We start from the raw sequence: 12,621 nt of genomic DNA on the forward strand, positions 1-12,621 counted from the left end.
CCCCGGTTCAGGTATGCCAGTCCAGAAAGGTTTTTTATGGAAATGAAATTTGCCGGACGAGCGTTGGACATGTCCCGTTGTCATGTAATGGGTGTCCTTAACGTGACACCAGATTCGTTCTCCGATGGCGGTCGGTTCAATCAGCTTGATGTGGCGCTTCTGAAAGCCCGTCAGATGGTCGCTGATGGTGCAGCATTTATTGATGTGGGTGGTGAGTCAACCCGCCCTGGTGCTGCAGTTGTGTCGGTCCAGGAAGAGCTTGATCGGGTTTGTTCTGTGGTTGAGGCTATTTCCCGGGAGCTGGATGTGGTGGTTTCCGTTGACACAAGTACTCCGGCAGTCATGGCTCAGGCGGTTGAACTGGGGGCTGGGCTCATTAACGATGTACGTGCACTGCAAAGAGATGGAGCCTTGGCTGCAGCAGCAGCTGCCGATGTGCCTGTGTGCATTATGCATATTCAGGGGGAGCCGCAAACCATGCAGGAGCGCCCCGAATATCAGAACGTAATGCGAGAGGTGGGGGAGTTTTTGGTTCAGCGCGTTCACCTTGCAGCGAAGGCTGGAATTTCTGCGGAGAACATCATTCTCGATCCTGGCTTTGGGTTTGGGAAAAACCTTGAGCATAATTTGCGCCTGCTGGCTAATCTGGATCAGCTTCGGGCGCTGGGGCATCCGTTGCTGGTGGGTATGTCCCGAAAGTCCATGCTTGGCCATATTACGGGTCGGGACGTTGATGAAAGGTTGCCGGCGAGCCTCGCGGCCGCGACAATATCTGCAATGAAGGGTGCCAGTATTATTCGTGTGCACGATGTCAGGGAAACTATAGATGCCGTCAAGATTGCGGCGGCCGTAAAGGGGGCAAGTTAATGGCCGGAAGAAAATATTTTGGAACCGACGGCATACGCGGCAGAGTGGGTGAGCATCCAATTACCCCTGAGTTTATGTTGCATTTGGGTTGGGCTGCCGGACAGGCATTCAAGAAAGCAGGTCAGCGCAACAGTGTGCTGATTGGCAAAGATACCCGCTTATCTGGCTATATGTTCGAATCTGCGCTCGAGGCAGGTCTGTCAGCAGCGGGAGTGGATGTGAAGCTTCTGGGGCCAATGCCCACGCCGGCCATAGCCTATCTGACTCGTACATTTCGGGCATCTGCAGGTATCGTGATCAGTGCCTCCCACAATCCCCATCACGACAACGGTATCAAGTTCTTCTCCGCTGAGGGCACCAAACTCGATGATGCTCTGGAGGCAGAAATTGAGCGTTGGCTCGAGACGCCCATTGAGGTTTGCGGTCCGGGAGAGTTGGGTAAGGCCTCAAGAATAGAGGATGCGCCGGGGCGTTACGTTGAATTCTGCAAGAGCACCGTGCCGAATGAGTTTACCCTGGATAACCTGAAGATCGTACTTGACTGCGCGCACGGCGCTACGTACCACGTAGCACCAAAGGTATTTCGCGAGCTGGGAGCCAAGGTGTTTGTTATTGGTGCGGAGCCAGACGGGCTGAACATCAATCTGAATGTTGGCTCTACACATCTGGATGCTCTCAAGCAGGCAGTTATCGATAAAGATGCTGATCTGGGAATTGCCTTCGATGGCGATGGTGACCGGGTACTTATGGTTGACCGTGACGGCTCCGAAGTTGATGGCGACGAGTTACTGTACGTCATGGCTGCCCAGAGGTTTGAAGAGGGGCGTCTCAAGGGTGGCGTGGTTGGTACGCTTATGACCAATCTTGGGGTTGAGTTGGCCCTGACAGAGATGGGGATATCATTCGAGCGTGCCAATGTCGGTGACCGCTATGTGATGGAGCGGTTGATCGCAAATGATTGGGTGCTAGGTGGCGAGGGCTCTGGGCATATGGTCATTCGGGATTGCACCAGCACCGGTGATGGTATCGTTTCGGCGCTCCAGGTGCTTTTGTCAATCTGGAAGTCTGGAAAAACGCTTGCTGAAATGCGCAAAGGCATGAGTAAGTTGCCCCAGACCATGATAAACGTGCGCGTAGAGCAGCGCTTTGATCCATTCAGTCGTGCGGATATTGTTGAGGCCGTGAAGAAAGCAGAGCTGGAGCTTGGTGATGCGGGCAGGATTTTGCTACGGGCATCGGGGACTGAGCCCTTGATACGAGTGATGGCGGAAGGCCGGAATGCCGGAGATATACGTCGCGTTGTGGAAAAGCTGGTGAAAGTTGTAGAAAACTCAACGCCCTGATTTTGTTGAATTCAGGCGGTTGTCTGTTATGAGGGACTGCTGTATAGTGCGCCCTCCCTTACATTCGGGAACTGTTATGCGTCGCAGGATTGTAGCCGGTAACTGGAAAATGAACGGGTCGAAAGACCTTTCGGAAAAACTGGTTGGCTATGTCCGGTCTGAGACCGGATCTCTTGATAATGGCGTGGAGGTTGTTATTATTCCTCCCGCACTATATGTCGGGGATGTGTTGAGGCTGGCGCAGGATGCTGTTTCAGTTGGCGTCCAGAATGTAGGGCAGTGGCAGGCAGGCGCCTATACCGGAGAGATTTCTTCGGAAATGGCAAAAGATGCCGGCTGTCGTTATGTGCTGGTTGGGCACTCGGAGCGACGTCAGCTTTTCGGTGAAACTGATGAGCAGGTCGCTGAGAAGGTGTCGCTGGTTCTTGCCAGTGGTTTGACGGCCATTGTGTGTGTTGGCGAAACGCTCGAAGAGCGGGAGTCCGGGCAGGCAGAATCGGTTGTTGCTGCTCAGGTTCGTGCAGGATTGTCGTCAGTAGTTCGGGCAGCAAGTAGCGCAAGTGCATGGAAGAATATCGTAGTCGCCTACGAGCCAGTTTGGGCTATCGGTACCGGTAAGACGGCTACTGCAGAAGACGCTCAGGCTATGCATGCATCAATACGCGGCGTACTTAAAGATATGGGCGCCCCGGCCGAAGAGATTTCATTGCTTTACGGCGGCAGTGTAAAAGCGGATAATGCAGCGGCGCTTTTTTCTGAGCCCGATATAGACGGCGGTTTAATCGGTGGCGCATCGCTGGTCGCAGAAGATTTTGTTAGTATTTGCCGGTATTTCCCGGCGGGTGCATAAAGTTAAAGGTTTGCGAGAATCGATATGGATTGGATGGAGACACTGGTAGTCGTTGTGCACGTGGTTATCGCGGTGGCACTGGTGGGTCTTGTTCTGATCCAGCAAGGCAAAGGTGCGGACGCGGGTGCAGCCTTCGGTGGCGGCGCGTCGCAAACGGTATTCGGTAGTCAGGGTAGTGGCAGTTTCCTGACCCGTATGACAACCTTGCTTGCAATCGTGTTTTTTGTAACAAGTTTTTCGTTGGCAGTATTTGCCAAGCAGCGCGCTGAGGTGGCTGGAGAAGCCGGTATTCCAACTGTTAAGGAATCCCGCCAGGCTCCGGTTCAGGATGCGGCTGGAAGCGAAACCGGGAGCGGGGAGTCTGATCTTCCCGAGCTCGAGTGAGGTTTGCCCAAGTGGTGGAACTGGTAGACACGCTATCTTGAGGGGGTAGTGGCGAAAGCTGTGCCGGTTCGAGTCCGGCCTTGGGCACCAATTGAATGAGAAAACGGCTTGGATTATCCAGGCCGTTTTTTTGAGCAGTCCTTGACCAGTCCGTTCGGCGTCTCTATACTCCGGCGGATATTGGAGTCTGACATCTTTTGTTGTTGGGCTTCTGGCAGGCCAGGTGTCTGTCAGCAGGAAGCGGTTTACCGGTTTGCTTCCTGCGAGTTCTTGCAACAAAAGGCCCCGGTTATCGGGGCTTTTTGATTAAGGGGCCTGGCGCAACAGGCCCTGGTGCGTAAAAAGGGCTGATCAACAGCCCTTTTTTTGTTTTTTGGGCCGGTAAATTTCATACGGAGACCGCCTAACTTGTCAGGCAAGCTTAAACAACTGGAAGACATTCTTCGCCCTGTGGTCGAAGGCATGGGTTACGAGTATTGGGGCATTGAGTATCGCTCCAAGGGCTATCAGTCCATGCTTCGGGTTTTTATAGACGATGCCGAGAAAGGCATTGGTATCGACGATTGCGAGAAAGTCAGCCGTCAGATTAGTGGTGTTATGGATGTAGAAGACCCCATCCAGACCGAGTACACGCTTGAGGTTTCATCACCGGGAATGGATCGACCGCTGTTCCGGCCTGAGCAATATCAGGCGTTTGTGGGGCATCAAGTACAAATTCGCTTGCGCATGGCGTTTGAAGGTCGACGCAAGTTTCAAGGGCTTATAAAGGGTGTGGAAGACGACGAAGTTGTGATTGTTGTAGACGATCATGAGTATTTGTTGCCTTTTGACAGCATTGAAAAAGCCCAAATCATTCCGGTATTCGAGTGAGCTATTTGAACAACTCAGTAGATGCACAGTTTATTTTCAGGGCAGGGCAATCCAATGAGTAAAGAGATCTTGCTGGTAGTTGAGGCCGTCTCGAACGAAAAAGGCGTCGAGAAGGAAGTGATTTTCGAGGCAATCGAACTGGCACTCGCCACCGCGGCAAAAAAACGCTACGAAGATGAAGAGTCGGATGTGCGTGTTTCTATCGACCGTCGCACCGGAGAGTATGAAACTTTCCGTCGCTGGCTGATCGTTGATAACGATGCGGTGCCTGCTCTTGGCACCGAGCTGACGCTTCAGGAAGCCGAAGAAATTGATCCCGAACTGAAACCGGGCGATACCTATGAAGAAAAGGCTGAGTCGGTTGCCTTCGGTCGCATCGGGGCTCAGGCCGCGAAGCAGATTATCTTCCAGAAGGTTCGTGAAGCTGAGCGCAGCAAAATTGTCGACAGCTACCGTGACCGTGTTGGCGAGCTGGTTTCAGGTACCGTCAAAAAGGTTACTCGGGATAACGTAATTGTCGATCTTGGCGCTAATGCTGAAGCCTTGCTGCCCAGAGAACACCTGATTCCGCGTGAAACCTTCCGCATGGGCGACCGGGTTCGTTCGCTGTTGCTGGAGATCCGCACGGATCACCGCGGTCCACAGCTGATTCTTAGCCGTTCGGCTCCGCAGATGTTGGTTGAACTGTTCCGCATTGAGGTTCCCGAGATCGCCGAGGACTTGATCGAAATTCGTGGTGCTGCCCGTGATCCTGGCTCCCGCGCCAAGATTGCAGTGAAAACCAACGACCGTCGTATTGACCCTGTTGGTGCTTGTGTAGGTATGCGCGGCTCCCGTGTTCAGGCTGTTTCCAACGAACTGGGCGGTGAGCGTGTTGATATCGTTCTTTGGGACGACAACCCCGCACAGTTGGTTATTAACGCCATGTCTCCGGCAGAAGTGGCCTCCATTGTGATGGATGAAGATCGCCACACCATGGAAGTAGCTGTAGCGGCAGACAACCTGGCTCAAGCTATAGGCCGTAACGGTCAGAACGTGCGCCTGGCGACCGAGCTGACAGGCTGGACTCTTAACGTTATGACTGAAGAGGAGGCCGGTGAGCGTCAGGAGCAGGAGTACAATACTCTGGTTGAAACATTTACTGCGCATCTTGATGTGGATGAAGAATTTGCCGGCGTGCTCATTGACGAAGGCTTTACCTCTATTGAAGAGGTTGCCTATGTACCCATGGAAGAAATGCTGGCAATTGAAGGTTTTGATGAAGACACAGTCACCGAGCTGCGCCGCAGAGCCAAAGATGTCCTATTGAACCAGGCTCTGGCTAGCGAAGAGGCCCTCGACGGCGCAGAACCCTCAGAAGATCTTCTGGGCATGGACGGAATGGATCGTGGTCTGGCGTTTAAACTCGCCGGCATGGGTGTACGTACCATGGAAGATCTGGCGGAGCAGTCGGTTGATGATTTGCTCGATATCGAAGGTATGGATGAAGAGCGTGCAGGCCAGTTGATTATGGCAGCACGCGCCCCCTGGTTTGAAGACCAGGCTTAATTCGGGAGGAGACCAGTATGGCTGAAGTAACGGTAAAACAACTGGCCGAAGATGTAGGCGCTCCCGTGGATCGTTTGCTGAAACAGATCGTGGAAGCTGGCCTGAAAGCCCGCTCGGAAAACGACGCTGTATCCAGTGATGAGAGGCAGCAGCTGCTGACCTATCTGAGAAAGACCCACGGTGAAGCAGGCGCTGAGCCGAACAAGATTACTCTCAAGCGTAAGACCACTACCACGCTCAAGGCTGGTAAAGCCAAGACCGTTAATGTGGAAGTACGCAAGCGCCGCACTTATGTCAAGCGTGCGGAGCTGCAACCGGAGCCAGAAGTGGCAACGCCAGCACCAGTAGCAGAAGAGTTGCCGGAAGAGCAAAAAGTAGAGCAGTCCCAGGCAGAGCAGGCGCCAAAGGTAACTGCGCCTCAGGCCGAGACGGAAGTGCCTTCTGAGGCAGCCAAGGTGGAAGGACCGGTTGTGGATGAGCCGGCAGCAGCTGAAAAAGCTGAGCCCAAGAAAGCGGCAGAAGCTGATCCGGTGATTGCTCCGGAAGATATCCCGATGCCGCCGCCTGAAGGTGATGGTAAAGATCGCAAGCCCAAGAAGAAGAAAGAAAAAGTTCGCGAACGTGGCGACGATGCTGAAGATGGTAAGCCCAAGAAAAAGCAGGCTGGACATCGTGGGCCACGCAGTCGTCCTGCAGATGCACCGCTGGTAGTCTCGGAAGATGATGATGACACCACGCTGCGCAAACCACTGCGGGCGAAAAAGAAACCCAAAGAGAAGCGTCATGGCTTCGAGAGGCCGACCAAACCAATGGTCAGAGAAGTAGAAGTTCCCGAAGTGATTACCGTTGGCGATCTTGCCCAGCGGATGGCCGTCAAATCCGGTGATGTCATCAAAGCATTGATGGGCATGGGCGTGATGGCAACCATTAACCAACCTCTGGACCAGGAAACATCGACACTGGTTGTTGAGGAGCTGGGTCACAAGGCCAAGCCGATTAGCGATGACGCTTTTGAGCATGACGTGCTCAGCGAATTCAAAGTGGAAGGCCAGGAAAAGGCCAAGCGTGCCCCTGTTGTGAGTGTTATGGGCCACGTTGACCATGGTAAGACGTCGCTGCTGGATTACATTCGGCGTACCAAGGTCGCTTCAGGTGAATCCGGTGGCATTACGCAGCACATTGGCGCATACCACGTTGAAACCGACCACGGCATGATTTCGTTCCTGGATACCCCGGGCCACGCGGCTTTCACAGCGATGCGTGCTCGTGGAGCCCAGTGTACGGATATCGTTATTCTGGTAGTTGCATCTGATGATGGCGTTATGCCACAGACTAAAGAAGCGGTGCAGCATGCCCGCTCTGCTGGTGTGCCCATTGTTGTGGCAATCACCAAAATGGACAAAGAGCAGGCCGACCCGGATCGCGTAAAGAACGAGCTCTCTGCTATCGAAGTTATCCCGGAAGACTGGGGCGGCGACGTACAGTTCGTACCAATCTCCGCGCACACGGGCGAAGGCGTTGATACGCTTCTGGAAGCAGTTTTGCTTCAGGCCGAAATTCTTGAGCTTGAAGCCTCTCCTGACGCGCCAGCTAATGGCGTTGTTGTTGAGTCCAGTCTTGAGCGCGGTCGTGGTTCTGTAGCTACTGTATTGGTTCAGAACGGTACATTGCGCCGGGGCGATATGGTTGTAGCTGGGTCCTTCTTCGGTAAGGTCCGGGCAATGACTGATGAGGCTGGCAAGCAAGTTAAAGAAGCGGGTCCGTCTATCCCTGTTGAGATTCTGGGTTTGAACGGTACGCCTAACGCCGGTGATGAGTTCTTCGCTGTAGCTGATGAGCGCAAGGCGAAAGAGCTGGCAGAGTTCCGCCACGTACGTGAGCGCGAGCAGCGTTTGCAGCGGGCACAGGCAGCCAAGCTTGAGAACCTGTTCGAGAACATGGGTAAGGATGAAGTTAAAACCCTCAACCTGGTTCTCAAGACAGACGTGCGCGGTTCTCTGGAAGCGATTACCAAGTCGCTGCAGGATCTGGGTAACGAAGAAGTTCAGGTGAAAATTGTGTCGTCTGGCGTTGGTGGTATTGCTGAGACAGATGTAAGCCTGGCTATGGCAACCAATGCCGTAATTTTCGGCTTCAACGTGCGTGCTGATACATCAGCCAAGCGCCTGGTTGAACAGGAAGGTCTGGATCTGCGCTACTACAGCATCATTTACAACTTGCTGGACGATGTTAAAGGCGCGTTGACAGGTATGTTGGCACCGGAATTCCGCGAAGATATTGTTGGCATTGCCGATGTTCGCGACGTGTTCCGTTCACCAAAGTTTGGTCAGGTAGCTGGCTGCATGGTGACCGAGGGCAACGTATACCGGAACAAGCCGATTCGTGTGCTGCGTGACAACGTGGTTATCTTTGAAGGTGAGCTGGAATCCCTGCGCCGCTTCAAGGACGACGTACCCGAAGTCCGTAACGGCATGGAATGTGGTATCGGTGTTAAGGGATACGATGTGAAGGTCGGTGACCAGATCGAAGTCTTTGATCGTATCAGGGTCGAGCGTAAGCTCGAATCCACGGGGGCCTAATGGCTAGAGAGTTCAGTCGTATTGATCGCATTGGCGATCAGATGCAGCGTGAGCTTGCCCTGCTGATTCAGCGTGAGGTCAAGGATCCGCGGTTAGGCATGGTAACGGTGAATGCGGTCAAGGTCAGTCGTGACCTTGGCTACGCCGATATCTATGTCTCCCTGTTGACTACCGAGGAGCTCACTGCTGAGTCTCCCGAGGTCGTGGATTCGATTTCCGTACTGAACAGAGCGGCGGGGTTCCTGCGTGGGCAAGTGGGAAGAGCCATGAAACTGCGGGTTATACCGCAACTTCGCTTCCACTTTGATGCGCTTCAAGGCTACAGCCGCAGAATGGACAACCTGATTCGCGAGGCGGTTGGCGACAAGCCAGCCGTTACGCTGAATGAAGAAAGTCAGGACGACAGTCAGAGTGATCCGGAGTCAAACGCTTGAGCCGCAGACGCAAAGGCCGTGAAGTTAATGGCATTCTGGTAATCGATAAGCCGTTGGGTATTACCTCCAACGGCATTTTGCAGCAGGTAAAGCGCCTTTACGGTGCTGCCAAGGCTGGCCATACCGGTGCTCTCGACCCGCTTGCAACTGGCGTGCTTCCCCTGTGTTTCGGCGAAGCGACAAAGTTCTCCCAAATGATGCTGGACAGCGATAAAGCCTACATCGCTACCGCGCGGCTCGGTGAGCGTACCGAAACCGGTGACAGTGAAGGCGCTGTGGTTGCTACCAAACCAGTACCTGAAAATCTTACACCGGAAGTGCTTGAGCCGGTGCTTGAACAGTTCCGTGGTGATATCCAGCAAGTCCCTTCCATGTATTCCGCGCTCAAGCACAATGGACGTCCGCTCTATGAATATGCCCGCGAAGGCATCGAAATTGAGCGCCCGGCACGCCCGGTAACCATTTACGAGCTTGAGCTTCTGGCTGTGCGCGAAAATGAGCTGGATATTGCGGTTAAATGCACCAAGGGTACGTACATTCGCTCACTCGTTGAAGATATCGGCGAGGCCTTGGGTTGTGGGGCTCATGTGATTGAGCTGAGGCGCACTCTGGCTGCCGGGTTTACCCTGGCGGATGTGCATGCAGTGCCTGATCTTGAGGCTATGCGAGAGCGTGATGAAAGTCTGGATGGCCTTCTGGTTGCACCGGATGCAGCACTTTCGATGTTCCCGGAGCACCGCCTGTCGGGGCAGCCTTTGGTGTCGATATTGAATGGACAACCGGTTAGAATACCGGGCCAGGCTTATGACGGCTTCGTTCGCATTTATGGCAACGAAGGTTTTGTCGGGCTGGCAGAAGCATTGCCGGAAGGCGAGGAGACCAAACTGGTTCCACGTCGGCTGGTGAGTGACAGCGGCAAGCGTTAAGCGCGCCGCTGTTTAGCCGGGCTGTAGAGATGCGCGGTTCGGCCGGATTAGACAGCATCGCAAACATTGAGGTGAGTTATGGCATTGTCTGCCAATGAGAAAGCACAGATCGTTAAAGATTATCAGCAAGCTGAAGGTGATACTGGTTCTCCGGAAGTGCAGGTTGCACTGCTGAGCGCCAACATCAACAAGCTGCAGGATCACTTCAAGGTTAACAAGCAGGATCACCACTCCCGCCGTGGCCTTATTCGGATGGTAAACCAGCGTCGTAAGCTGCTGGACTACCTTCGTAAGAAGAACGGCGATCGTTACCTGGAGCTGATCAAGCGCCTGGGTCTGCGTCGCTAAATCCGGTCTTACGACCTGACGGCTGCTCCGGCATTGTTCCGGAAGTAGCCACCAGCCGGCGGGTTCCTCAGGGGGCCTGCCGGTTGTGCTTTTCATCACTGCATTGAGTAATTTGGTGAAACTGGGCTTTTCTGTCGTATTGGAAAGCTGAATTAGATAGCAGGTTGTTGAAAGCCCGGGCGGTACGCGATGTCAGCGTGCCGACTATCCAGCCGGGGTTTTACAACAGCCTGTTAGCTTTCAGGCAGAGTGTCTTCAGAATCACACTTCAATCATTCTGAACAGATAACGCAGGAGTTCGTTGTGGATCTGCAACCGCGTAAGAAATCATTTGAACTGGGTGGCGAAACCGTCACTCTGGAAACGGGCCGTATTGCTCGTCAAGCTACAGGTTCCGTTCTGGTCACCATTGGTGATATTTCGGTTCTGGGTACTGTTGTTGGCGCCAAAGAAGCCAAGCCGGGTCAGCCATTCTTCCCGCTGACTGTTAACTATTTTGAAAAAACCTACGCTGTGGGCAAAATCCCCGGCGGTTTCTTCAAGCGTGAAGGACGTCCTTCCGAGAAAGAAACTCTGACGTCCCGTCTGATCGACCGTCCGATTCGTCCGCTGTTCCCGAGCGGGTACATGAACGAAACCCAGGTCATCTGTACGGTAATGTCGTCCAGCAAGAAGCAGGATCCGGATATTGCTGCCATGCTGGCTGCTTCAGCCGCTCTGGCTATCTCCGGTATTCCTTTTGACGGCCCTATTGGTGCTTGTCGCGTTGGTTACACCAACGAAAGAGGTTACTTCGTAAACCCAAGCTTTGAAGAGCTGGAAAGCTCACTGCTGGATATGGTTGTGGCCGGTACGGACGAAGCCGTACTTATGGTTGAGTCTGAGGCCAAAGGCCTGACCGAAGACCAGATGCTTGGCGGCGTGCTTTATGCTCACCAGGAAATGCAGGCAGCCGTTACTGCAATCAAGGAATTCGCAGCCGAAAATGGCAAGCCCCGTTGGGATTGGCAGCCAGCTGCTGAAAACACTGAACTACTGGGCGCGATCAAAGCCGAGTTTGCCGGTGCGATCGAAGAAGCCTACGGAATTCGCGACAAGATGGCTCGTTACGAGCGTCTTGGCGAAATCAAAGCCGCTGCGGTTGAAAAGCTTGCCGGCGAAGAGGAAGGCGAGCCTTCTGCGGAAGATGTTAAGAAGAACTTCGGTAAGATCGAGAAGGCAGTTGTTCGTCAGCAGGTTATCGACGGTAAGCCCCGTATCGATGGCCGTGACAACAAGACAGTTCGTCCGATCGAAATCGAAGTGGGCATTCTGCCAAGCGTTCACGGTTCTGCACTGTTTACCCGTGGTGAAACTCAGGCAATCGTTACGACGACTCTGGGTACTTCCCGCGACGTGCAAACTATCGATGCACTCGAAGGCGAGCGTAAGGATCCGTTCCTGTTCCATTACAACTTCCCTCCGTACTCGGTAGGTGAAGCGGGCCGTGTTGGCACCCCAGGTCGTCGTGAAGTTGGCCACGGGCGTCTTGCCAAGCGCGGTGTGATGGCTGTTATGCCGACTTTGGAAGAATTCCCGTATGCCGTTCGTTCGGTGTCCGAGATTACTGAGTCCAACGGCTCCAGCTCTATGGCGTCTGTTTGTGGTTCAAGCTTGGCGTTGATGGATGCTGGTGTTCCGCTGAAGGCAGCAGTTGCCGGTATCGCCATGGGTCTGGTCAAGGAAGGCGACAAGTTTGCCATCCTGACCGACATTCTGGGTGATGAGGATCACCTGGGTGATATGGACTTCAAGGTTGCCGGTACCAAAGACGGTATTACTGCACTGCAGATGGACATCAAGATCCAGGGTATTACTGACGAAATCATGGAACTTGCTCTTGAGCAGGCTTATGGCGCGCGTCAGCACATTCTGGGTGAGATGAACAAGGTTATCTCTGAGTCGCGTACCGAGCTTTCTCCGCGCGCTCCAAGCATCACTGCGATCAAGATCAACCCTGAGAAGATTCGTGACGTTATCGGTAAGGGCGGCTCCATGATCCGTTCTATCTGTGACGAAACTGGCGCTTCCATTGATCTGGACGACGACGGTAACGTGAAGATTTACGCAGATAACCAGGAAGCGGCTCAGGCGGCGGTTAACCGGGTTAAGGAAATTACTGCTGAGATTGAGGTTGGTGCTATCTACAAGGGCCGCGTTGAGCGCATTGTGGACTTTGGTGCCTTTGTTAACATTCTGCCTGGCAAGGATGGTCTGGTGCACATTTCCCAGATCTCCGAGCGCCGGATTGAGAACGTGACTGACGAGCTGAGTGAAGGTCAGGAAGTTCTGGTCAAGGTTCTGGATGTTGATAACCGAGGCCGTGTGAAGCTGTCCATGAAGGAAGTGAAAGAAGGCGAGCAGCCGACTGACTTTTCTGACTGATAGTTAGCAGCTAATAAAAACCCGCCTTTCCTATGGATTGGCGGTTTT

11 protein-coding genes and 1 tRNA gene are annotated in these 12,621 nt (G+C 53.6%); all 12 read left to right on the forward strand.

The features are described from left to right. Positions 1 to 36: 36 nt before the first annotated feature. The 12 genes from folP to pnp all read left to right on the forward strand — a co-directional run bounded on the left by folP (position 37) and on the right by pnp (position 12,573). The gene (gene folP / locus RKA07_RS14125; protein ID WP_310966621.1) at positions 37 to 867 is read left to right on the forward strand and encodes a dihydropteroate synthase; all 831 of its coding nucleotides are present in this window, start codon (positions 37 to 39) and stop codon (positions 865 to 867) included. Then, positions 867 to 2,210 carry a phosphoglucosamine mutase gene (gene glmM, locus RKA07_RS14130; RefSeq protein ID WP_200202967.1) on the forward strand — a complete coding sequence of 448 codons (1,344 nt, stop codon included), beginning with the start codon at positions 867 to 869 and terminating at the stop codon, positions 2,208 to 2,210. The genes folP and glmM overlap by 1 nt, the downstream gene beginning before the upstream one ends. 76 nt (positions 2,211 to 2,286) lie before the next feature. Next, positions 2,287 to 3,060 carry a triose-phosphate isomerase gene (gene tpiA / locus RKA07_RS14135; protein WP_310966622.1) on the forward strand — a complete coding sequence of 258 codons (774 nt, stop codon included), beginning with the start codon at positions 2,287 to 2,289 and terminating at the stop codon, positions 3,058 to 3,060. 24 nt (positions 3,061 to 3,084) lie between these two features. Next, on the forward strand, positions 3,085 to 3,444 hold the full coding sequence (gene secG, locus RKA07_RS14140; RefSeq protein WP_200202965.1) for a preprotein translocase subunit SecG: 360 nt from the start codon (positions 3,085 to 3,087) through the stop codon (positions 3,442 to 3,444). Between the two features lie 5 nt (positions 3,445 to 3,449). Further along, positions 3,450 to 3,534, forward strand: a tRNA-Leu gene (locus tag RKA07_RS14145). 318 nt (positions 3,535 to 3,852) lie between these two features. Continuing rightward, the gene (gene rimP / locus RKA07_RS14150; protein WP_200202964.1) at positions 3,853 to 4,314 is read left to right on the forward strand and encodes a ribosome maturation factor RimP; all 462 of its coding nucleotides are present in this window, start codon (positions 3,853 to 3,855) and stop codon (positions 4,312 to 4,314) included. A gap of 54 nt (positions 4,315 to 4,368) precedes the next feature. Continuing rightward, the gene (gene nusA, locus RKA07_RS14155) at positions 4,369 to 5,862 is read left to right on the forward strand and encodes a transcription termination factor NusA (protein WP_200202963.1); all 1,494 of its coding nucleotides are present in this window, start codon (positions 4,369 to 4,371) and stop codon (positions 5,860 to 5,862) included. 17 nt (positions 5,863 to 5,879) lie between these two features. Continuing rightward, positions 5,880 to 8,441, forward strand: a complete 2,562-nt coding sequence (gene infB, locus RKA07_RS14160) for a translation initiation factor IF-2 (RefSeq protein ID WP_310966623.1) — start codon at positions 5,880 to 5,882, stop codon at positions 8,439 to 8,441. After that, positions 8,441 to 8,875 (forward strand): 30S ribosome-binding factor RbfA, encoded by a 435-nt coding sequence (rbfA, locus tag RKA07_RS14165; protein ID WP_200202961.1) that lies wholly within the window; start codon positions 8,441 to 8,443, stop codon positions 8,873 to 8,875. Before infB ends, rbfA begins: the two co-directional genes overlap by 1 nt. Continuing rightward, entirely contained in the window at positions 8,872 to 9,801 is a 930-nt protein-coding gene (truB, locus tag RKA07_RS14170; RefSeq protein ID WP_200369671.1) for a tRNA pseudouridine(55) synthase TruB, read from the forward strand. The genes rbfA and truB overlap by 4 nt, the downstream gene beginning before the upstream one ends. 78 nt (positions 9,802 to 9,879) lie before the next feature. Next, complete coding sequence (rpsO, locus tag RKA07_RS14175; protein ID WP_100638168.1) at positions 9,880 to 10,149, forward strand: 30S ribosomal protein S15; 270 nt, start codon at positions 9,880 to 9,882, stop codon at positions 10,147 to 10,149. Positions 10,150 to 10,458: 309 nt separating this feature from the next. After that, positions 10,459 to 12,573 carry a polyribonucleotide nucleotidyltransferase gene (pnp, locus tag RKA07_RS14180; RefSeq protein ID WP_227714746.1) on the forward strand — a complete coding sequence of 705 codons (2,115 nt, stop codon included), beginning with the start codon at positions 10,459 to 10,461 and terminating at the stop codon, positions 12,571 to 12,573. Positions 12,574 to 12,621 lie beyond the last annotated feature (48 nt).

It is taken from the genome of Marinobacter xiaoshiensis (assembly GCF_031631795.1).
Lineage (GTDB): Bacteria > Pseudomonadota > Gammaproteobacteria > Pseudomonadales > Oleiphilaceae > Marinobacter > Marinobacter xiaoshiensis.